The 19771-nt window shown below is 59.1% G+C and carries 21 protein-coding genes and 2 tRNA genes; 9 read left to right on the top strand and 14 right to left on the bottom strand.

Features of this window, described 5'->3' with window-relative positions; all coding sequences use genetic code 11:
* Window positions 1–104: 104 nt before the first annotated feature.
* The 6 genes from ACM110_RS08505 to ACM110_RS08480 all read right to left on the bottom strand — a co-directional run bounded on the left by ACM110_RS08505 (window position 105) and on the right by ACM110_RS08480 (window position 4799).
* A tRNA-Thr gene (locus tag ACM110_RS08505) sits at window positions 105–180 on the bottom strand.
* Window positions 181–598: 418 nt separating this feature from the next.
* Complete coding sequence (locus tag ACM110_RS08500) at window positions 599–1828, bottom strand: methyltransferase (protein WP_416127415.1); 1230 nt, start codon at window positions 1826–1828, stop codon at window positions 599–601.
* Window positions 1809–2498 (bottom strand): ABC transporter permease, encoded by a 690-nt coding sequence (locus ACM110_RS08495; RefSeq protein ID WP_095192339.1) that lies wholly within the window; start codon window positions 2496–2498, stop codon window positions 1809–1811. Before ACM110_RS08495 ends, ACM110_RS08500 begins: the two co-directional genes overlap by 20 nt.
* A complete protein-coding gene (locus ACM110_RS08490; RefSeq protein WP_338584227.1) occupies window positions 2495–3190 on the bottom strand; it encodes an ABC transporter permease in 696 nt (231 codons plus the stop codon). The genes ACM110_RS08495 and ACM110_RS08490 overlap by 4 nt, the downstream gene beginning before the upstream one ends.
* 72 nt (window positions 3191–3262) lie before the next feature.
* Window positions 3263–4012 (bottom strand): ABC transporter substrate-binding protein, encoded by a 750-nt coding sequence (locus tag ACM110_RS08485; protein WP_338584228.1) that lies wholly within the window; start codon window positions 4010–4012, stop codon window positions 3263–3265.
* 13 nt (window positions 4013–4025) lie between these two features.
* Window positions 4026–4799: an ABC transporter ATP-binding protein gene (locus tag ACM110_RS08480; RefSeq protein WP_007972784.1), complete on the bottom strand. Its 774-nt coding sequence runs from the start codon at window positions 4797–4799 to the stop codon at window positions 4026–4028.
* A gap of 563 nt (window positions 4800–5362) precedes the next feature.
* On the opposite strand from ACM110_RS08480, the gene gabP reads away from it, so the two are divergent.
* On the top strand, window positions 5363–6754 hold the full coding sequence (gene gabP / locus ACM110_RS08475; protein WP_416127414.1) for a GABA permease: 1392 nt from the start codon (window positions 5363–5365) through the stop codon (window positions 6752–6754).
* A gap of 71 nt (window positions 6755–6825) precedes the next feature.
* Here the strand turns inward: gabP and ACM110_RS08470 are convergent, their stop codons facing one another.
* The 3 genes from ACM110_RS08470 to ACM110_RS08460 are packed head-to-tail and all read right to left on the bottom strand — an operon-like array spanning window position 6826 to window position 8709.
* Complete coding sequence (locus ACM110_RS08470) at window positions 6826–7275, bottom strand: hypothetical protein (protein WP_416127413.1); 450 nt, start codon at window positions 7273–7275, stop codon at window positions 6826–6828.
* A 6-nt stretch (window positions 7276–7281) separates the two neighbouring features.
* Window positions 7282–7698 (bottom strand): hypothetical protein, encoded by a 417-nt coding sequence (locus ACM110_RS08465; RefSeq protein WP_416127412.1) that lies wholly within the window; start codon window positions 7696–7698, stop codon window positions 7282–7284.
* A gap of 36 nt (window positions 7699–7734) precedes the next feature.
* Complete coding sequence (locus tag ACM110_RS08460) at window positions 7735–8709, bottom strand: alpha/beta fold hydrolase (RefSeq protein WP_416127411.1); 975 nt, start codon at window positions 8707–8709, stop codon at window positions 7735–7737.
* Window positions 8710–8905: 196 nt separating this feature from the next.
* Between ACM110_RS08460 and ACM110_RS08455 the strand changes: the two genes are divergently transcribed.
* Complete coding sequence (locus tag ACM110_RS08455; RefSeq protein WP_416127410.1) at window positions 8906–9355, top strand: carboxypeptidase regulatory-like domain-containing protein; 450 nt, start codon at window positions 8906–8908, stop codon at window positions 9353–9355.
* Between the two features lie 68 nt (window positions 9356–9423).
* On the opposite strand, the gene ACM110_RS08450 is transcribed toward ACM110_RS08455, so the two are convergent.
* The 5 genes from ACM110_RS08450 to ACM110_RS08430 form a co-directional block, all read right to left on the bottom strand.
* Window positions 9424–9499: transfer RNA gene (locus ACM110_RS08450), tRNA-Phe, on the bottom strand.
* 91 nt (window positions 9500–9590) lie between these two features.
* Window positions 9591–9863 (bottom strand): oxidative damage protection protein, encoded by a 273-nt coding sequence (locus tag ACM110_RS08445; RefSeq protein WP_416127409.1) that lies wholly within the window; start codon window positions 9861–9863, stop codon window positions 9591–9593.
* Window positions 9860–10927: an A/G-specific adenine glycosylase gene (gene mutY, locus ACM110_RS08440; RefSeq protein WP_416127408.1), complete on the bottom strand. Its 1068-nt coding sequence runs from the start codon at window positions 10925–10927 to the stop codon at window positions 9860–9862. Before mutY ends, ACM110_RS08445 begins: the two co-directional genes overlap by 4 nt.
* A complete protein-coding gene (locus tag ACM110_RS08435) occupies window positions 10924–13149 on the bottom strand; it encodes an AsmA family protein (RefSeq protein WP_416127407.1) in 2226 nt (741 codons plus the stop codon). The genes mutY and ACM110_RS08435 overlap by 4 nt, the downstream gene beginning before the upstream one ends.
* Window positions 13150–13227: 78 nt before the next feature.
* Complete coding sequence (locus ACM110_RS08430) at window positions 13228–13632, bottom strand: acetyl-CoA sensor PanZ family protein (protein ID WP_416127406.1); 405 nt, start codon at window positions 13630–13632, stop codon at window positions 13228–13230.
* 223 nt (window positions 13633–13855) lie between these two features.
* On the opposite strand from ACM110_RS08430, the gene ACM110_RS08425 reads away from it, so the two are divergent.
* The 7 genes from ACM110_RS08425 to ACM110_RS08395 all read left to right on the top strand — a co-directional run bounded on the left by ACM110_RS08425 (window position 13856) and on the right by ACM110_RS08395 (window position 19667).
* Window positions 13856–15517, top strand: a complete 1662-nt coding sequence (locus tag ACM110_RS08425) for an OFA family MFS transporter (protein WP_338584240.1) — start codon at window positions 13856–13858, stop codon at window positions 15515–15517.
* A 263-nt stretch (window positions 15518–15780) separates the two neighbouring features.
* Window positions 15781–16374, top strand: a complete 594-nt coding sequence (hisB, locus tag ACM110_RS08420; protein ID WP_007939452.1) for an imidazoleglycerol-phosphate dehydratase HisB — start codon at window positions 15781–15783, stop codon at window positions 16372–16374.
* The gene (hisH, locus tag ACM110_RS08415; RefSeq protein WP_416127405.1) at window positions 16374–17012 is read left to right on the top strand and encodes an imidazole glycerol phosphate synthase subunit HisH; all 639 of its coding nucleotides are present in this window, start codon (window positions 16374–16376) and stop codon (window positions 17010–17012) included. The genes hisB and hisH overlap by 1 nt, the downstream gene beginning before the upstream one ends.
* Window positions 17013–17273, top strand: a complete 261-nt coding sequence (locus ACM110_RS08410) for a DUF2164 domain-containing protein (protein ID WP_416127404.1) — start codon at window positions 17013–17015, stop codon at window positions 17271–17273.
* A 42-nt stretch (window positions 17274–17315) separates the two neighbouring features.
* The gene (gene hisA, locus ACM110_RS08405) at window positions 17316–18053 is read left to right on the top strand and encodes a 1-(5-phosphoribosyl)-5-[(5-phosphoribosylamino)methylideneamino]imidazole-4-carboxamide isomerase (RefSeq protein WP_008041005.1); all 738 of its coding nucleotides are present in this window, start codon (window positions 17316–17318) and stop codon (window positions 18051–18053) included.
* 9 nt (window positions 18054–18062) lie between these two features.
* The gene (hisF, locus tag ACM110_RS08400) at window positions 18063–18833 is read left to right on the top strand and encodes an imidazole glycerol phosphate synthase subunit HisF (RefSeq protein WP_416127403.1); all 771 of its coding nucleotides are present in this window, start codon (window positions 18063–18065) and stop codon (window positions 18831–18833) included.
* 78 nt (window positions 18834–18911) lie between these two features.
* Window positions 18912–19667, top strand: coding sequence for a substrate-binding periplasmic protein (locus ACM110_RS08395; protein ID WP_416127402.1), 756 nt, complete (start codon window positions 18912–18914; stop codon window positions 19665–19667).
* The last annotated feature ends 104 nt before the right edge of the window (window positions 19668–19771 follow it).

Below are 19771 nucleotides of genomic sequence, written 5' to 3'. Positions count from 1 at the left end.
CTCGGCGATGCCCCTAGAAATGTCGCGTACGCTCTGCTTGTTACGTGCCTTGTTACGTGTAGCGCAAAAAAAAGGCCTGCATCGCTGCAAGCCTTTGTTTTGTATGGTGCCGGCACCAGGAATCGAACCCGGGACCTACTGATTACAAGTCAGTTGCTCTACCATCTGAGCTATACCGGCGTGTCAGGGCGACGATTATAGCGATTGGAGAGGTTCTGTAAACCCCTGAATTCTGACTATTTTTGGATTGGCTTCCATCGTCGATGGCGAGCGCTCCAGAGGCGTTATCAAGCGCTGGAAAATCCATGTCGAAAACCTGCGACCGGCATGTCACGACCTCCCCCGCATTTACTGCACAAGTACCTCTATTTCGGCAGTTATGTCCTTTTGATCGAATGCTTATGCACAACTGGATTTGCAATGCACGGGCTATATGACGAATTTGTGGATCCGTTCTCATCAGCACGCAAATCACTGTTTTACGGGTTTTTTATTCAGGTGTACGAAAACTGAACAGTATCGTTTCACCCCTGAAACAGCTGTAAATATTGGATCCACGATATTTTCATCAACAGAGTTATCCACAGGCTGCGGTGCTTTATGCGCGTTCTGCCAGCAGTAGGAAATTGCGTGGTGTGAGCGGGGTTTCGCAGAAGGTGCCGAGACGAACTTCGTAGCCTTGATCACGCAGGAAAAGCGCCCGATCAAGCACCAGCCAAAGCTCCAGCGGGCGTCGGAAAAGTCCGCGCAGCAGCTCCAGATTGCGCACTTGCGCCAAGCGTTGCCAGCCGGCGGCTTCCCTGGCTGGCCAATCCTGCGGGCCGATTGTGGATAACTCTTTGAGCACGGCCAAATGATGGCAGTAGTCGGCAAACGTTTTATCGAGCCAGGCGCTCGGCAAGGAAGGGGTGGGCAGATACTCGTCAACGCCGCGCAGCTCTCGCTGCAACAAGTCGAACCCCAGTCGCCGGGCCATGGACATATCGCGTTGACGTCGCACGCGAGCGCCAGCGGTGACGGTTTCACTCATCGGCAGCGCGAGATCGTCGAGGGACAGCTGTAGGTCGGAACCCTGCGCCGCCGAGGACATTGGCGAGTACTGGGTCAGACTGATCCGGTTGTAACAACAAGGGGCGATGGCGAGTTGTTTGCAGCCTGCGGCACTGGCGAGCCGGATCAGTTGCACATGCAGATCGCCGCAGGCGTGCAGTGCAACGGGCGTATGTTCGGACTTCAATAACGAGGCCGTGTTGGCCGCGAGTACATCCTGTCCTACGTGCAGCGCATGCAAATGATGCCGTTGACTGAGCATCTGGCCGCTGGCAACCAGTGCCGGGTCGTATTCCAGGCAGGTCAGTTGTTGCCCGGTTTGCAGCAGACGCCGGCCCAGGTGTCCTTTGCCCGAACACCAATCCAGCCAATGCCGTGGCGCTTCGGCAAACTGCAAGCGACTGGCGAAGGCTTCGATCTGCTGCCACTTGCGGCCCGGAACATCGACGTTCAGTCGATGGCCGGCGGCTTCCAGTGCATGAACGGGCAATTCATCCACAGCGCTCAGGGCAAGGGACATCTGCGCCAGGGTCGCAAATGGCTCTGGCGCATCAAGCAGGCAAGGTTGGTTATGACTGTTTTCCGCATCCTCCAGCGAGCGCCCGCGTAGCCAACCGGCCAACTCGGGGTAGGAGGTTTCCCAGGGAAGATGCAGGTAAGTGAACGGCCGCGGCTTCCACAGCGCCTGATGCTCTGTCAGAAAAGCATCCAGCGCGGTGAAGCGGGCGAGCAGGTCCTCGCCCGTCAGCACGCGGGAATCAACGCCCTTGGCAGGCATCGACGCGCAGCCAGCGCTCCAGCAGCTTGAAGCCGCGCACCAGCACATAAGCCATCAGCAGGTAGAACATGCCGGCGGCGAAGAAGATCTCCACGGGCAGGTAGGTCCGGGCAATGATGGTGCGCGCCATGCCGGTCAGTTCCAGCAAGGTCACGGTGCTGGCCAAGGCGCTGGCCTTGAGCATCAGGATCACTTCGTTGCTGTAGGCGGGCAGGCCGATGCGCGCCGCACGGGGCAGGATGATGTAGAACAGCGCTTTGGGTTTGGACATGCCCAAGGCTCGCGCCGCTTCGATCTCGCCCGGTGGAATTGCCTGAATGGCGCCGCGCAGGATCTCGGCGATGTAGGCCGCGGTATGCAGGGTCATGGTCGCGGTGGCGCACCAGAACGGATCGCGCAGGTACGGCCACATCGAGCTGTTGCGGATCACGTCGAACTGCGCCAGGCCGTAGTAGACCAGGAACAGCTGAACCAGCAACGGCGTGCCACGGAAAAAGAAGATGTAGCCGTAGGGAAATGCGCGCACCCACCACAGGCGCGACGAGCGAGCGATGCCCAGTGGAATTGCCAGCAGCAGGCCAGCGATAACGGCAATGGCGACGAGCTCCAGGGTCAGGGTCGCGCCCTGGGCCAGTTTCGGCAGCCACTTGATGATGACTTCCCAGTTCATTGGGTGCTCCTCGCGAAGCCGCGAGCGGCGCGTTTTTCCAGCAAGTGCATGCCGGTCATGGCTAGAACGGTCAGGCCCAGATACATGAACGCGGCCACCATATAGAAGGTGAACGGCTGCTTGGACACGGTCACGCCGATTTGCGCGTGACGCATGATTTCTTCCAGGCCGATCACCGACACCAGCGCGGTGTCTTTCATCAGGATCATGAACAGGTTGCCCAGGCCGGGCAGGGCGATACGCCACATCTGCGGCATGATCAACCTGGTGAAGATGCGCCACTTCGACAGGCCCAGGGCCACGCCGGCCTCACGGTGGCCTTTGGGAATGGCGAGAATCGCGCCACGAAACACTTCCGTGGCGTAGGCGCCGAAGCACAGGCCGAGCGCAATCACGCCGGCGGCGAAGGCGTTGAGTTCCAGGTCGGGATTGCCGAAGAACTCACCCAAGGCACGCATCAGGTTGACCGTACCGAAGTAGATCAACAGCACCCAGAGCAATTCCGGGATGCCGCGCACCAGGGTCGAATAAGTGCCGCCAAGCCATTGCAGCGGCTTGTACGGGGAAGTCTTGGCCAAGGCGCCGAGCAGACCGAGCACCAGCCCCAGGCACAGGGCCGAGAGTGCCAGTTTCACAGTCATCAGCGCGCCAGCGGCGAGCGCCGGGCCGAATCCGTAGAGGTCGATAATCATGGATTTCTTTTCAAATCGCGGCAGGCAAGGCCGAGAACCGGCGCCCTCAGGCGCCGGCCAGGCAGGTCAGTATCAATAGATGCTGAACGGGAAGTACTTGTCGTTGATCTTCTTGTAGGTGCCGTCAGCAACGATTTCTTTCAGCGCGACGTTCAGCTTCTCGCGGATAGGATCGTTTTTACGCACGGCGATACCGATCTTGTCGCTTTCTTCTACCGGGTCACCCTTGAACTCATAGGATTTGCCAGCGTCGCTTTTCAGCCACTCGTAGTTGACGTATTTGTCGGCGAGGATGCCGTCCAGGCGACCGGAGGTCAGGTCGAGGTAGGCGTTTTCCTGGGTGTCGTAGAGCTTGATGGTGATGTCGTCACCAATGTTGTCTTCAAGCCAGGTGCCGGCCAGGGTTGCGCGCTGGGCGCCGATCACTTTGCCTTTCAGGGAAGCCTTGTCGGTTTTGAAGTCGACGGTCTTCGGCGCAATGAATTGCAGCTTGTTGGAGTAGTACGGTTCGGTGAAGTCCACCGCTTGCTTGCGCTCGTCGGTGATCGACATCGAGGAAATCAGGAAGTCGAACTTCTTGGCGTTCAGGGCCGGGATGATGCCGTCCCAGTCGGACGTGACCACGGTGCACTCGACTTTCATCTTGGCGCACAGGGCGTCGCCGATTTCCTTGTCGAAGCCGACGACATTGCCACTGGCATCTTTGTTGTTGAACGGCGGATAAGCCGCTTCGATGCCCATCTTCAGGGTTTCGGCCATGGCACCGGCGCTGAACGCCAGGGTGACGGCGGCAGCCAGGAAGACCTTTTTGTAGTTCTGCATGTGGGTAGCTCCGTTAGCGGTTGCTGGACATGAATTGTTTGCAGCGCGCCGAAAGCGGGTTTTCAAACACCTGCTGTGGCGATCCTTGCTCTTCTACCAGGCCCTGGTGGAGGAACACCACTTCGCTGGAAACCTGACGGGCGAAGCCCATTTCATGGGTGACCAGCAGCATGGTGCGGCCTTCTTCGGCCAGTGCGCGGATGACATTAAGTACTTCCTGGACCATTTCCGGGTCAAGCGCCGAGGTGGGCTCGTCGAACAGGATGACCTTGGGCTGCATGGCCAAGGTGCGGGCGATGGCCGCGCGTTGTTGCTGACCGCCGGACAACTGCGCCGGGTAAGCGTGGCGCTTGTCGGCGATGCCGACCTTGGCCAGCAAGGCTTCGGCAACTTCGATGGCTTCGGCCTTGCTCTGGCCGAGCACGCGGCGCGGGGCTTCGATGATGTTGTCGAGCACGCTCATGTGCGGCCACAGATTAAAGTTTTGAAACACAAAACCAATCTCGCTGCGCAGGCGGTTGATCTGCTTGCCGTCGGCAGCAACCAGTTCGCCGTTCTTGGCGGCCTTGAGCTTGAGTTCTTCGCCGGCCACCAGGATCTGGCCCTGATGCGGGTTTTCCAGCAGGTTGATGCAACGCAGGAACGTGGACTTGCCGGAGCCGGAGGAGCCGAGGATCGAGATCACGTCGCCGTCGCGGGCGGTCAGCGAGATGCCTTTGAGCACCTCCAGCGAGCCGTAGCGTTTGTGCAAGTTGCGGATTTCAAGCGCGGGCGTGGCCTCAGCCATGTGCGTTCCTCATTGTGTATTCGCTCCTGCTGTTGGTGGCCTTCCTGGCGAGGCGGCCAACCTAGCATAGCGTTTCAAAGGCAGCCAACAGCGTTACGGGCAGTAAACGGGTGGCATGTGGCAGGTTGTCGCATCGGCACAGCAGACTGTCGCCCCATCAACAACCGAACAGCCGTTTGAACCCTGCTTTCAGGTAAAGCGCGGTGGCTGTCGCGTAAAAAAGGGCGCGATGTTGCCAGCTTTGGCGGGGGGTGTGAAGCGCTAACCGGCCAAACGTGGCTGATCTGCACTTTTATTGTGCATTGAGCCATTAACGGGTGTGTTTCCGGAGTGCTGTTTCGTCTTTTAAGTGAGTCGCAGGGTAACGTTCTGGCAAAGTGCTATTACTTTCAATGACTTGCGATGACTGTCCGGTCAGGTCCAAGTCGCCGGGATAGAGGGTTTTGAAACATTTTGGCGTAATTATTGCGTGCAGATTCCGGAACGCCCCGTTGGTTTCTTTTTACAGAAGAGAATTCTCGGCGGGATGCATGCATTCGCTTTTCCTTACAAAGGTAGTTTCAATGAGCAGTACCCAAAGCTCTAACGGCCTCGAACAGGGGCTTAAACCGCGTCATGTGACCATGCTGTCGATCGCCGGGGTTATCGGCGCCGGCCTGTTCGTTGGCTCGGGCCACGCCATCGCTGCAGCAGGCCCGGCCGTGCTGTTGGCCTACGCGGCCGCCGGTATGCTGGTGGTGTTGGTGATGCGCATGCTCGGTGAAATGGCTGTTGCCTCGCCGGACACAGGTTCCTTCTCTACATATGCCGATCGGGCGATCGGTCACTGGGCCGGTTTCACCATCGGCTGGTTGTACTGGTGGTTCTGGGTCCTGGTGATTCCGCTGGAGGCCAACGCCGCCGCGACTATCCTGCACGCCTGGTTCCCGGGTGTGGACATCTGGGCCTTCGCACTGGTCATCACGATGCTGCTGACCGTGACCAATCTGTTTAGCGTGAAGAACTACGGTGAGTTCGAGTTCTGGTTCGCCCTGATCAAAGTATTGGCGATCATCGGCTTTATTGTTCTCGGCTTGGCAGCGATTTTCGGCTTCCTGCCGAACAGCCAGGTCAGCGGCGTTTCGCACCTGTTCGACACCCAAGGCTTCCTGCCAAATGGCATGGGCGCGGTGCTGGGTGCCATTCTGACCACCATGTTCTCCTTCATGGGAACCGAGATCGTGACCATTGCGGCCGCGGAATCGAAAGACCCAGGCAAGCAAATTTCCAAGGCCACCAATTCGGTGATCTGGCGGATCGGTTTGTTCTACCTCGTATCGATCTTCATCGTTGTGGCCCTGGTGCCATGGAACGACCCGATTCTGGCCAGCGTCGGTTCCTACCAGACCGTACTTGATCGCATGGGCATCCCGAACGCCAAGATGATCGTCGATATTGTGGTGCTGGTTGCTGTGACCAGCTGCCTGAACTCGGCGCTCTACACGTCGTCGCGCATGCTGTTCTCCCTGGGCAAACGCGGTGATGCACCGGCGATGTCCACGCGCACCAATAAAAGCGGTACGCCGTACTGGGCCGTGATGTTGTCCACTGGCGCAGCGTTCCTGGCCACATTCGCCAACTACGTGGCCCCGGCTGCGGTGTTCGAGTTTCTGCTGGCCAGCTCCGGCGCCATTGCGCTGCTGGTGTACCTGGTGATCGCGATCTCGCAACTTCGCATGCGCAAACAGCGTATGGCTCGTGGTGAAAAAATCGTCTTCAGCATGTGGCTGTTCCCGGGCCTGACCTACGCGGTGATTGTGTTTATCGTCGCGGCCCTGACCATCATGCTGTTCCAGGATGCGCATCGCGTGGAAATCCTCGCCACAGGTTTGTTGAGCCTGATGGTGGTGGCTGCCGGCTTGCTGGTCGCCCGCCGTCGTCGCAATGAGAAACTGGTCGCGGCTGTCGCGCGCTAGGTACTCTGGTTCAAACAAAAACGGCCGCTGTCAGTGATGACAAGCGGCCGTTTTTATTCGAGCTGTAACACTTACTCGGCTTTTTCTTCCGGCGCTTCCAAAGACTGGGTGTAGACGTCCAGGGCATCGCCGAAGTCGCTGATGAATTGCGGCTCGCTGAGCCAGGCCTGGGCGGTTTCGCGATCCATGCCGTCGGCCCACATGCGGTAATCGATCAGCATATCGGCGGCCAGGTGGGTGGCGGCCATGCCTTCGTCGTCGGCGTTTTCCATGTCCAGCAATTCGGGATGTTCGATAATGATAAAGGCGAGGTTCGTCAGCAAGACCGAGAGCATTTCGCTGCGGCTGACGGCTTCCGCATCGCGCATTTTGCTGAACATCGCCAGGGTGTATTCCGGGATCGGCTCGCCGAAATCGGGTAGATCCTGATCCATAATCGATTTTCTGCCGACCATGCGGATCTGCTTGGCTTTGGCTTTTGCACGTTTGGCGCGTTTCTGTTGCTTGTTCAGGGAGGCCATGGGAACTCAGTTCGGTTTCTGTTGGTTTTGGGCTGCGATGACTTCGGACGCCGTTACGTAGTCAGTCTGGAAGGCCGGGGATTCGATCCACGCCAGGGCACTGGCTTCATCCGCTTCGGTAGACCATTGGCGATACTCGATCAGTGCAGCGATGATGAAGTCTGTCGCTGTTTCTTCGCCCTCCTGCTCCAGCACCAGTGCGAGCAGCGGGTGTTCAAGAAAGGCTGTACACATTGCTTGTTGGCTGATCTTTTGTGCATCGATCATTTCTTTGAACAGGTCGGTCAGGTCCACCGATTCGAAATCGATGCGATCGTCGTTCGGGTCCAGTTCGACCGGCGCGGCAGCGCGTTGGGTGCGGTTCTGCTTGGCCTTGGCCTTGGCGCGAGAGGCGCGTTTTTGCTGCTTGTTGGCGGAGGCCATGGGCGTCGTTCCGTAATTCGTTGAAAGGGCAGTGGCTCAGCTACGGGGCACTGTCCGCCCGGGTGTATCGGGGGCCAGTTCGCCGTTTTGCAGCCAGGACAATGCAATGGGCCATAGTGTGGCTTGGTATGCGCTGCGAAAAAAGGCGAAATGTCCAACTTCTGTCTCGCCGATGTCTTCGGGGGTGATGCGCAGGTGGGTATTGGCGCTGCCGGTAAAGTAACCGAGCAGGCGTTCGATGGCCGGGATTGTGCCGTAAGGGTCGTCGCTGATGCTGATCGCGAGGATTTGCGCGTTAACGGTGACGAAGGGCAGGCGCCCTTTGGCGGCGTTGATTGCGTGGCCGCTGGGGCGAGTTTCAAACCGGGCAGTTGGCGTGCTCCAGTCACGGACAACGCCTGCGGGCGTATCTTCCAGCCAGCCGAGGCGTTTGCCGGGAAAGTAACCGCAAATCATCGTCACCAGCGGCATCACCACATGCCATTTGCCGAACATCCGCCAGCGGTGGGTCGGCGCATAATCGCGCCAATAAGCGAACTGCGCGCCAACGGTCACTAGTCGCCGGATAAGGTGCCCTGAGGCTCCCAGGCCCGCGGCACAGCCGCCGAAACTGTGGCCGACCACATCGACAGGCTGACCGGGGAATTCACGCTGTGCGCGTTTGAGCATCGCCTCGAAATCCAGTGCGCCCCAATCGGTCCATGTAGCCTCAAGCCCCCTGAGCGATGCAGGACGCGATTCGCCGATGCCGCGGTAGTCGTAGGTGATGACGTCGAAGCCGTTAGCGAACAGGTAGTCGGCGAAACGTGAGTAATGGCGACAACGAACGGAAGTGGCGGCGTTGATGATGACGACCGGACGGGAGATGTTCCGGGCAGCATGGCGCCAGGTAAAGCCGCCGAGCACGAAGCCGTCGGCGGCGGGTTGCTTGAAGGGTTCGCCAGATGCGTCAGCCGTCAGCGGCAGTTCGATCTGATCAGGGGCGAGTGATGACATGTCCTGCAAATTCATCGGTATCGGACCTTTGCGGGTAGCTGCCAACAATAGTCTTCGCGCTTCAGATGAACAATCAAGGTTAATTCGAGGCACAAATTACGTAGTACGTTTCGTACTCACCCCCAGACCAAATAAATCTAAAACCCCTGACGCCGCCAGCAAATCCAAAGAAGGTAACGATTGGGTTCATCAGAACCCGGGAGTCGTCATCATGAAAAATATCCATTCATTGATGTTGCCCCTCGTCGCCGTCAGCATGTTGCTGTTTCCTGTGATCTCGCCTGCCGCGAGCCTTGAGCCCGTCGACAGCGCTGGCGTGCAGGTTCAACGGCAGGAGCAGAACGGCATTACCTACCTGTCCGGCGGGATTGGCGAGGATGAGGCAAAAGCCATCCAGCAAACCACAGGTTACAACCTGCATATGACCTTCGCGATCGGCACGGATAACAAATACATTCCGGACGTGGATGTGGTCATTGAAAAAGCCCAAGGCCAAACCGTATTGACCCTGAATGACGCCGGTCCGTTGGTGTATGTGCAACTGCCAGCCGGCAAGTACACCGTCATCGCCACTCGCAATGGTGAGGTGCGGCGGGACGTGGCGGATATCGGCAACGGTGCGGCCCGGAACCTGGTCTTCCATTGGAACGGTGAGAGCTAACTAGCGAGGGCTATTAAATCGCAGGCATAAAAAAACCCTGAATCTTGCGATTCAGGGTTTTCGGTATTTGGTGCCCAGAGACGGAATCGAACCGCCGACACGGGGATTTTCAATCCCCTGCTCTACCGACTGAGCTATCTGGGCAACGGGGCGCATTAAAAGGGTTTTTCGGATTTACGTCAACGACTTTTTTAAAATTTCTTAAATTAATTCCGTCGCTTACGAAATCGGGGGGTTATTCCGACGGCGGCACGTAGCCTTCGGCCTTGGCGTAATCCTCGCCGGAAAAGAACTTGTCCATCTCGCCCTGAAGATATTTGCGATCTTCGGCGTTCATCATGTTCAGGCGCTTTTCGTTGATCAGCAGGGTCTGGTGCTTCTGCCAGTCGGCCCAGGCCTTTTGCGAGACGTGGTCGAAAATATCCTGGCCTTTGGCGCCCGGGAACGGAGCGCGTTCCAGGCCTGGCAATTCTTCTTTGTACTTGCGGCACATGATGGTGCGGGTCATGACGACTCTCCTGCGTTCAATACGGCGGCCGCGCGTTCGAGCAAGGTTTTGACCGGGGCGGCAAGGCCCAGGCGCGGCGGGGTGGCGAGGTTATACCAGAGCCAGTCGGCCTCGGCCACGTGTTGGCCGGCCTCCTGGACCTGAACCAGCCAGGGTTCGATGGATAACTGAAAATGGCTGAAGGTGTGTACCAGGCTCGGCAACGACTGTTGCGCGCCCAGTTCCAGCGAGTGCTGAGTCGCCAGATGCTGCAGGTCGTCGAGGTCGTCGAGTTCCGGCAGGCTCCACAGACCGCCCCACAAGCCCGTCGAAGGGCGACGGTAAAGCAGAATCGCCCCTTCACCGTTGGCGAGCATCGGCATCAACGTACGTTTTTGCGGAATGGCTTTGCGCGGCTTGGGGATCGGGTAACGGGTTTCCAAGCCGAGCATGTGCGCTTCGCATCCCTTCTCTAGCGGACACAGCAGACAGCTGGGTTTGCTGCGGGTACAGAGCGTCGCGCCCAGGTCCATCATCGCCTGGGTGTAGGCGTTGACCCGATCATGCGGCGTAAAACGCTCAGCGTTCGCCCAGAGCTGTTTGGCAACCTTCGGCTCGCCGGGATAACCCTCTTGCGCGGTAAAGCGCGCCAGCACGCGTTTGACGTTGCCATCGAGGATCGGCGCACGCAGGCCCATGCTGATGCTGGCGATCGCGCCGGCGGTGGACAGGCCGATGCCGGGCAGGTCAGTGAGTTTTTCCACGTCCCGGGGAAACTCGCCACCGTACTGCTCGACGACGATCTTCGCGGTCTTCTGCAAATTGCGCGCACGGGTGTAGTAACCCAGCCCCGTCCAAAGGTGCAGCACTTCGTCTTCCGGCGCAGCGGCCAGGGCTTCGACCGTGGGCAGCGAGGCCATGAAACGGTCGAAGTAGTTCAGCACGGTGCTGACCTGGGTCTGCTGCAACATGATTTCCGAGACCCACACCCGATACGGGTTGATGTCCTGTTGCCAGGGCAAATCGTGACGGCCATGGCGGTCGAACCAGTCCAGCACCGCCGTTGAAAACTGCTCGGCTCTCATCGCTTGAACAGCCCCTTGAGCGCGTCTTTCAGTTCCGGGCTGACCTTGTCGCCCAGTTTCTCGTCGATCTTTTCGCTGATCCGCTCGCCCGCCATTTTGCTGGCGACCTGACCCATGCGCTCGTTATCCAGGCGGCAGGCCTTGGCGCCCAACTCCAGCGGGCCACGGCAGCGCAATGGCCACTCGATGCCGACAAACCTGTCGCCGACCTGGCAGGCCGGGTCCGGCATGGCGCTGGTATCGCCTTCGACGATGATGCCCACGCGATAGTCCATGCCCAGCACCCGCAGGTCGATGTCGCCGTCGCCGTTGACGGTCATGCCCGGGATACGCACTTTCAGGTCCGGGTTGCTGGCCACGCCATTGCGGAAATTCAGGTTACCCTTGAGTTCCTGGAACGGTGTGTCCTTGCCCCGAGGCTCGCCGTTGAGGGTTTTGCGGTTGAGCGTGGCGATGCCTTTGCACAGCTGTTGTTCAAGGTTGGCATTGAGCAGCACGCCATTGTTGATAACGAAACTGGCGTTGCCGTTGAGGGTTTCGATCAGCGCTTTCTGGCTGTTGCCGGTACCGGTCAGGGTGCTGTTGAGCGTGACCAGACCTTTGACCGGTGGTTCTTTGCCCTGGCTTTCGAGGATTTTCTCCGCAGGTACGCGGCTGATCTGCGTCTGCATGTTCAGCACAGGCGCTTGCTGGCGCACATCGAGGGTGCCCTTGGCTTCGAAGTTGCCTTCGTAGAGATCGCCGCGCAGGCTCGACAGCGTCAGCAATCCGCCCTGGCCGTTGGCCTTGAGTACCGCGTTATGGATTGGCAGTTTTTCCAGGGTCAACTGGCCGAAGGTCAGGTCAGCGTCCACATCCAGTTTGCTCAGGCGCTCCACCGGTACCAGGCGTTCGTTGCTCCACGCTTCTTTGGTCGGGGATTGCGGCAGCGGTGTGCTGCCGGCGCCGGCCATCGCATCGGCTTCGGTACTGGCGACTTCGGCCTGACGCACTTGTTTGGCGCTGTTGGCTTCGGCTGACTTCGGCGCGAGGTAACGGTCGACGTTGAAGGTATCTGCCTTGAGGGTTGCGCGCAGCGATTGCTTGGCAAAGTCCTCGACGGCGATGCGACCGCTGAAAGTGCTGTCATCGAGTTTCAGGTTGATGTCATCCAGCGTGAGGCTGGTGGGCGTACCGGCCAGCCGGGTCGCCAGTTCCACTTTGCTCAGGCTGCCTTCGGCCATGGCCGGGAGTTTCTGACCGATGCTGTCGACGAATTTCGCCAGATCGAATTGGGCAATCGACAGGCCGCCACTGACCTGTGGCGTCTTGTCGAGGTCGTTGACCTTCAGCTCACCCAGCGCACGAAGCTGGTTGGCGGAAATCTTGATGCCGGTCCACTCGGCGACGTTGGCAGCCTTGTCCAGCAGCAACTGGCCCTGAGCGGCGAAGGTCATGGTCTTGCCTTGCAATGGATCGCCAGCCACTTCACCGGACAGTTTCATGTCTTCAAGCTTGTAGCGCTGCAATGCGCGCTCGAAACGCAACTCGCCATTGAGCTCGGTGCGCACTCGCAGAACCGGCTGGTTGGTGCCGAGGAACGCGGTGAGCTTGACCGGTATGTTGGTGGAGTCATGCACCGGACCGGTGCTGAGCTGGATGCTTTCGGCGCTGAACTGCTTGCCGGTTTTTTCGTCGTTGTACTCAACGCGGGCGTTGTTGACGGTCAGGCTGTCGATGTCCAGGCGAATCGGCTGCGCCGGTTTCTCCGCTTGGGCGGTGGTTTGCGGTTCAGGTTCGCTGGTGGTTGCAGGCGGCGTCTCCGTGGTTGCAGGCTTCGGCACCTTGCCGATGTCTTCCCAGTTGCCGTGGCCCTCCTTGTCGCGGTTCAGACGCAGGTTCAGGCCTTCGACGCGCACATCGCTCATCTGCACTTCGCGGCGCAGCAGCGGCAGCACGCGGACTGACAGACCAAGCATCTGCAAATCGGCGAACGGCTCGGCGGGTTTGGCCAGGGTCGCGACAGCGGCGTCGTGCAATTCCAGGCCCAGCCACGGGAACAGGCTCCAGCCGATATCGCCATTGAGCGTCAGCTCGATGTGGGCCTTGTCGCGGGCAATCTGGCGAATCTCGTCTTTGTAGTCGTTGGGATCGAAGAGGTGGGTCAGGGCAAAGCCCAGCGCCACAATGATCAGCAACAGCCCGAGAAGTACCAGACCCAGGATTTTGCCGAACGCTTTCATGGGCGAGTCCTTGTAGTTAGTCGAATTCGAAATTTAGCCGGGGAGTATAGCGCTCCAAAAGAGACGACCGGTCAGTGATCAGTCGGACAGGGTATCCAGCGGCACGTTCAGGCTGGCCGCCAATGCCTGGGCCTCCAGATGACCGGCGGGCGCGAGCAGGCGCAATTCGGCGCCGGATTGCGTGGCCATGCTCTGTGCTTCTCGCACCAGTCGCTCCGCGACGCCACGACGCCGGGTAATTTTTCTTACACACAAATAAGACAGATGCCAAACGCCCGGGTGCCGTTGCAGGCGTGCCGCACCCAGTAGTCGATCATTGAAGCGTCCGGCAATCAGCGAACCGTCCCGTAAACAGGCCTCCATCAGCTGCGCAGCCTCTGTAAACGGCGTAAACAGCCTCTGCGGGGCGTCATGGTAGATCTTCTGCAAATCCAGCCGATCTTGCTCGGTGGCTTGGTTCAATGACTCGACAACGATGGGCATGGAGCTTCCTTCAGTGGTACGAGAACGGACAACGTAGAAAAAGGTGATATCAGTTTGGTTTTTCTGTCACGTGCAAATGGTAACCTTCACCCGTTCGTCGGTCCTTCTGCGACCTGATGTCGCACTAAAATGGAGCTTCACCCTTAAAAACAGTCATGCGTGCGCATAAAGGCTGGGGGTGAAGAGTGGCTGGCGAACCATACTAATAATTGGGGGATACACAATGACCACGAGTATCGCGGCGGACGGCTATGCCGACCAGCCCTCGTTCCTGTCAAAGGAGCGCATCATCGCCAAGCCCGGTTTCAACCGTTGGCTGGTGCCACCGGCCGCTCTGGCCATCCACCTCTGCATCGGCATGGCCTACGGCTTTTCGGTGTTCTGGCTGCCACTGTCCAAAGCGCTGGGCATCACCAAACCGATGGCCTGTGCGCCTGACATGAGCTTCATTGCTCAAGTCTTTTCTTCGCAATGCGACTGGCCGATTTCGATGCTCGGCTGGATCTACACCCTGTTCTTCATCTTCCTGGGTTGCTCGGCAGCCATCTGGGGCGGCTGGCTGGAACATGCCGGGCCACGCAAGGCCGGTGTCGTGTCGGCACTGTGCTGGTGTGGCGGTCTGCTGATTTCGGCGCTGGGTATTTATACCCACCAGATCTGGCTGATGTGGATCGGCTCCGGTGTCATCGGTGGTATCGGCCTGGGGCTGGGCTACATCTCGCCGGTGTCGACCTTGATCAAGTGGTTCCCGGACAAGCGCGGCATGGCGACCGGCATGGCGATCATGGGTTTTGGCGGCGGTGCGATGGTCGGTGCACCGTTGGCGACAGCCTTGATGAGCCACTTTGGTTCGCCTGAAGGTGTTGGCGTATGGCAGAGCTTCGTGGCGATGGCCGCGATCTACTTCGTGTTCATGATCGGCGGCGCACTGTCCTACCGCGTACCACCAACCGGCTGGAAGCCTGAAGGCTGGACCGCTCCGGCGAAAAAAGCGTCGAACGCGATGATCACCAACCGTCACGTGCACGTGAATGTGGCGTGGAAAACCCCGCAATTCCGTCTCGTTTGGCTGGTGCTGTGCCTGAACGTATCCGCCGGTATCGGCATCCTCGGCATGGCGTCGCCGTTGCTGCAGGAAGTGTTCGGCGGCAAATTGCTGGGCAATGATCTGCCGTTCGGTCAGCTGGATGCAGGTCAACTGGCTTCGATCGCCGCGATCGCCGCCGGTTTCACCGGTCTGCTGAGCCTGTTCAACATTGGTGGCCGTTTCTTCTGGGCATCGTTCTCGGACTACCTGGGCCGTAAAAACACCTACTTCGTGTTCTTCGCCTTGGGCTTTGCGCTGTACGCACTGATTCCAAACCTGGGTCATCTGGGCAACGTTGCGCTGTTCGTGGCGGCGTTCTGCATCATCCTGTCGATGTACGGCGGCGGTTTTGCGACGGTTCCGGCGTATCTGGCGGACCTGTTCGGTACACAAATGGTCGGTGCGATCCACGGTCGTCTGCTGACCGCATGGGCAGCGGCGGGCGTGTTGGGTCCGGTGCTGGTGAACTACCTGCGTGAATATCAGCTGAGCATCGGCGTTGAACGTGCCGCGGCTTACGACATCACCTTGTACATCCTTGCCGGCCTGCTGGTGTTGGGTTTCATCTGCAACCTGCTGGTGCGTCCGGTGGCTGACAAGTACTTCATGACCGACGCTGAACTGGCTGCCGAACAGGCGCTGGGTCACGACAAAGGCGCTGATGCCAGTACTTCGCTGGAGTGGAAAGCGGCGCCGGGCACCAAGCCTCTGGCAATCGCTGCCTGGCTGGCGGTGGGTATTCCGTTGGCTTGGGGCGTGTGGGTGACTCTGCAGAAGACGGCGGTACTGTTTCACTAAGTAAAACGCACTCTCCTTGTAGGAGCGAGCCTGCTCGCGATTGCGGTCTGACAGTCAACGAAGATGTTGAATGTCAGGGCCTCATCGCGAGCAGGCTCGCTCCTACAGTTGTTTTGGGGTGTCTGAAATGGCTTGTATGGACATGTCTATCCCCGACGACTGGGGATTCTATCCGTCAGCGATATCACCTCTCGTGTTTCTGTTTCCGGCCCGCGCCCCTATAATGGTTGCCTTTTTCGCCCAATGATTTTGCGGAGCTGGTGATGGCCGAACGTATGGCGTCTGTCGAGCGCGACACTCTGGAAACCCAGATCAAAGCCTCGATCAACCTTGATGGCACCGGAAAGGCCCGATTCGATATCGGTGTTCCTTTTCTTGAGCACATGCTGGACCAGATCGCCCGTCACGGGTTGATCGACCTGGATATTGTCAGCAAGGGCGACCTGCATATCGATGACCACCACACCGTGGAAGACGTCGGTATCACCCTCGGCCAGGCATTCACCAAAGCCATCGGCGACAAGAAAGGCATCCGTCGCTACGGCCACGCCTATGTGCCGCTCGATGAAGCGCTGTCGCGTGTCGTGATCGACTTCTCCGGCCGTCCTGGCCTGCAGATGCACGTTCCGTATACCCGCGCCACCGTTGGCGGTTTCGACGTGGATCTGTTCCAGGAGTTCTTCCAGGGCTTCGTCAACCACGCCAACGTCACCCTGCACATCGACAACCTGCGTGGGCACAACACCCACCACCAGATCGAAACCGTGTTCAAGGCTTTCGGCCGCGCACTGCGCATGGCCGTGGAGCTCGATGACCGCATGGCCGGGCAAATGCCGTCGACCAAGGGCGTTCTGTAATGCAGACAGTCGCGGTTATCGATTACGGCATGGGCAACCTGCACTCGGTGGCCAAGGCCCTCGAGCACGTCGGTGCCGGCAAGGTGTTGATCACCAGCGATGCGAATGTGATTCGCGAAGCCGACCGGGTGGTTTTCCCCGGCGTCGGTGCGATTCGCGACTGCATGGCGGAGATTCGTCGCCTCGGTTTCGATTCGCTGGTGCGTGAAGTCAGCCAGGACCGTCCGTTCCTCGGCATCTGCGTCGGCATGCAAGCCTTGCTCGACACCAGCGAAGAGAACGACGGTGTGGACTGCATCGGCCTGTTCCCGGGCGCGGTGAATTTTTTCGGCAAAGACCTGCACGAAGACGGCGAACACCTGAAAGTCCCGCACATGGGCTGGAACGAAGTGCAGCAGAAGGTGAGTCACCCGCTGTGGCACGACATTCCGGACATGGCGCGTTTCTACTTCGTGCACAGCTACTACATCGCCGCCGCCAATGCGCGCCAGGTGGTCGGTGGCGGTCACTACGGTGTCGATTTCGCCGCAGCGCTGGCCGATGGCTCGCGTTTCGCCGTGCAGTTCCACCCGGAGAAAAGCCATACCCATGGCCTGCAATTGCTGCAGAACTTCGCTGCGTGGGACGGTCGCTGGTAAATGGCCGTCAAGAAATCCAAGCCGCCGATTCTGACCCTCACTCCGGAGCAGGAGAGCGAGGCCAATCGCAAGATCAAGCGTTTCATGGAAGACCGCTTTGAACTCGACCTCGGCTCGTTCGAGGCGGCTGAAATTCTTGAGCTGTTTACCCGTGAAATTGCTCCGCACTATTACAACAGGGCGATTTTCGATGTGCAGACGCACCTCAAAGAGAGGTTCGAAAGCATCGAAAGCGACCTGTGGGCGCTCGAGAAAAACTGATTTCCGAGCAATGCTGAAAAATCGAATTTAAAGGTTTGCCAGATGCTGATTATTCCCGCTATCGATCTCAAAGACGGTGCCTGTGTTCGTCTGCGCCAGGGCCGCATGGAAGATTCCACAGTGTTCTCCGATGACCCGGTGAGCATGGCTGCCAAGTGGGTGGAGGGCGGTTGCCGTCGTCTGCATCTGGTCGACTTGAACGGCGCGTTCGAAGGCCAACCGGTCAACGGCGAAGTCGTTACCGCGATCGCCAAGCGCTACCCGAACCTGCCGATCCAGATCGGCGGCGGTATCCGTTCGCTGGAAACCATCGAGCACTACGTGAAAGCGGGCGTGAGCTACGTGATCATCGGCACCAAAGCCGTGAAAGATCCGGCTTTCGTCGCCGAAGCCTGCCGCGCATTCCCGGGCAAAGTCATCGTGGGTCTGGACGCCAAGGACGGTTTCGTCGCCACCGACGGTTGGGCTGAAATCAGCACCGTACAGGTGATCGATCTGGCCAAGCAGTTCGAAGCCGACGGCGTGTCCGCGATCGTTTATACCGACATCGCCAAAGACGGCATGATGCAGGGCTGCAACGTACCGTTCACTGCCGCACTGGCTGCTGCGACGAAGATCCCGGTCATTGCTTCCGGCGGCATTCACAACCTCGGCGACATCAAGTCGCTGCTCGACGCCAAGGCGCCAGGCATCATCGGCGCGATCACCGGCCGGGCGATCTACGAAGGCACCCTCGACGTCGCTGAAGCGCAAGCTTTCTGCGATTCGTACAAAGGCTGAGGACTGACCATGGCGCTGGCCAAACGCATCATCCCTTGCCTGGACGTGGACAACGGCCGGGTGGTCAAGGGTGTGAAATTCGAAAACATCCGCGACGCCGGTGACCCGGTGGAAATCGCCCGTCGCTACGACGAGCAGGGTGCCGACGAGATTACCTTTCTCGACATCACCGCCAGCGTCGACGGTCGCGACACCACGCTGCATACCGTCGAGCGCATGGCCAGCCAGGTGTTCATCCCGCTGACCGTGGGCGGTGGCGTGCGCACCGTGCAAGACATCCGCAATCTGCTAAATGCCGGTGCCGACAAGGTGTCGATCAATACTGCTGCCGTGTTCAACCCGGAGTTCGTCGGCGAAGCGGCGCAGCATTTCGGCTCGCAATGCATCGTCGTTGCCATCGACGCGAAGAAGGTTTCCGGTCCGGGCGAAACTCCGCGCTGGGAGATCTTCACTCACGGCGGCCGCAAGCCGACCGGACTCGACGCGGTCGAGTGGGCGAAGAAGATGGAAGGCCTCGGTGCTGGCGAGATCCTGCTGACCAGCATGGATCAGGACGGCATGAAAAACGGTTTCGACCTCGGCGTCACCCGCGCTATCAGCGATGCGCTGGGTATTCCGGTGATCGCATCCGGTGGCGTCGGCAACCTGCAACATTTGGCCGATGGCATTCTCGAAGGTCACGCCAGTGCGGTGTTGGCGGCGAGTATTTTCCACTTCGGCGAATTCACCGTGCAGGAAGCCAAGGCTTACATGGCCCATCGCGGAATCGTGATGCGTTAAACAAACCGATACAGGCCAGTGGACATCATGGCGGGCTCAGGGCACTCTTGGGTACGCCATGGATTTCGGTAGCCAGACATGCTTAAACGCCTTCTTCTTGCCCTCGCCAGTGCTTCTCTGTTGTTCGTCAGCGCAGCGCACGCCGCAGACCGTCCCGACACCGACATGGTGTTGCTGACGGAAAACTTCCCGCCGTACAACATGGCGAAGAACGGCAAGAACTTTGCCCAGGGCGAGAACATCGATGGCATCGCCACCGACATCGTCCGCGAAATCTTCAAACGTGCCGACATTACCTACAGCCTGACGTTGCGCTTCCCGTGGGAGCGGGTCTACAAACTCGCCCTGGAAAACCCCGGTTACGGTGCTTTCGTGATGGCGCGTTTGCCGGACCGCGAGCGGCTGTTCAAGTGGGTCGGGCCGATCGGTCCGGACGACTGGATCATGCTGGCCAAGGCCGACAGCAAAATCACCCTCGAAACCCTGGATGACGCGCGAAAGTACAAGATCGGCGCGTACAAGGGCGACGCCATCGCCACGACGCTGGCCAAGCAAGGTTTGAAACCGGTGGTTGTGCTGCGCGATCAGGACAACGCGAAGAAGCTGGTCAGCGGCCAGATCGATCTGTGGGCCACTGGTGATCCGGCCGGTCGCTATCTGGCGCGTCAGGAAGGTGTGAGCGGGCTCAAGACTGTGCTGCGCTTCAACAGTGCCGAACTTTACCTGGCACTGAACAAAGATGTACCGGACGAAACGGTGGCCAAGCTGCAAGCTGCACTGGATCAGCTGCGCAAGGAAGGCGTGGTGGATGACATCATGGCGAAGTATCTCTAGAGATCACGACGGCGCAAAACCAGTGTGGGAGCGAGCTTGCTCGCGATGACGGCATAACATTCAATATCTCCATTGACTGTTCCACAGCCATCGCGAGCAAGCTC

The organism is Pseudomonas sp. NFX98 (assembly GCF_047784845.1).
Taxonomy (GTDB): domain Bacteria; phylum Pseudomonadota; class Gammaproteobacteria; order Pseudomonadales; family Pseudomonadaceae; genus Aquipseudomonas.
This window is presented reverse-complemented; position numbering and strand designations above follow the sequence as displayed.

Bases quoted from the DNA above. Each gene is read 5' to 3' on its own strand.
- ACM110_RS08485 (WP_338584228.1), bottom strand. From the start codon at position 4,012: ATGCAGAACTACAAAAAGGTCTTCCTGGCTGCCGCCGTCACCCTGGCG.
- ACM110_RS08435 (WP_416127407.1), bottom strand. From the start codon at position 13,149: ATGAAAGCGTTCGGCAAAATCCTGGGTCTGGTACTTCTCGGGCTGTTG.
- hisF (WP_416127403.1), top strand. From the start codon at position 18,063: ATGGCGCTGGCCAAACGCATCATCCCTTGCCTGGACGTGGACAACGGC.
- ACM110_RS08480 (WP_007972784.1), bottom strand. From the start codon at position 4,799: ATGGCTGAGGCCACGCCCGCGCTTGAAATCCGCAACTTGCACAAACGC.
- hisH (WP_416127405.1), top strand. From the start codon at position 16,374: ATGCAGACAGTCGCGGTTATCGATTACGGCATGGGCAACCTGCACTCG.
- ACM110_RS08395 (WP_416127402.1), top strand. From the start codon at position 18,912: ATGCTTAAACGCCTTCTTCTTGCCCTCGCCAGTGCTTCTCTGTTGTTC.
- ACM110_RS08460 (WP_416127411.1), bottom strand. From the start codon at position 8,709: ATGAATTTGCAGGACATGTCATCACTCGCCCCTGATCAGATCGAACTG.
- ACM110_RS08495 (WP_095192339.1), bottom strand. From the start codon at position 2,498: ATGAACTGGGAAGTCATCATCAAGTGGCTGCCGAAACTGGCCCAGGGC.
- mutY (WP_416127408.1), bottom strand. From the start codon at position 10,927: ATGAGAGCCGAGCAGTTTTCAACGGCGGTGCTGGACTGGTTCGACCGC.
- gabP (WP_416127414.1), top strand. From the start codon at position 5,363: ATGAGCAGTACCCAAAGCTCTAACGGCCTCGAACAGGGGCTTAAACCG.
- ACM110_RS08455 (WP_416127410.1), top strand. From the start codon at position 8,906: ATGAAAAATATCCATTCATTGATGTTGCCCCTCGTCGCCGTCAGCATG.
- ACM110_RS08470 (WP_416127413.1), bottom strand. From the start codon at position 7,275: ATGGCCTCCCTGAACAAGCAACAGAAACGCGCCAAACGTGCAAAAGCC.
- ACM110_RS08445 (WP_416127409.1), bottom strand. From the start codon at position 9,863: ATGACCCGCACCATCATGTGCCGCAAGTACAAAGAAGAATTGCCAGGC.
- hisB (WP_007939452.1), top strand. From the start codon at position 15,781: ATGGCCGAACGTATGGCGTCTGTCGAGCGCGACACTCTGGAAACCCAG.
- ACM110_RS08490 (WP_338584227.1), bottom strand. From the start codon at position 3,190: ATGATTATCGACCTCTACGGATTCGGCCCGGCGCTCGCCGCTGGCGCG.
- ACM110_RS08425 (WP_338584240.1), top strand. From the start codon at position 13,856: ATGACCACGAGTATCGCGGCGGACGGCTATGCCGACCAGCCCTCGTTC.
- ACM110_RS08500 (WP_416127415.1), bottom strand. From the start codon at position 1,828: ATGCCTGCCAAGGGCGTTGATTCCCGCGTGCTGACGGGCGAGGACCTG.
- hisA (WP_008041005.1), top strand. From the start codon at position 17,316: ATGCTGATTATTCCCGCTATCGATCTCAAAGACGGTGCCTGTGTTCGT.
- ACM110_RS08465 (WP_416127412.1), bottom strand. From the start codon at position 7,698: ATGGCCTCCGCCAACAAGCAGCAAAAACGCGCCTCTCGCGCCAAGGCC.
- ACM110_RS08410 (WP_416127404.1), top strand. From the start codon at position 17,013: ATGGCCGTCAAGAAATCCAAGCCGCCGATTCTGACCCTCACTCCGGAG.
- ACM110_RS08430 (WP_416127406.1), bottom strand. From the start codon at position 13,632: ATGCCCATCGTTGTCGAGTCATTGAACCAAGCCACCGAGCAAGATCGG.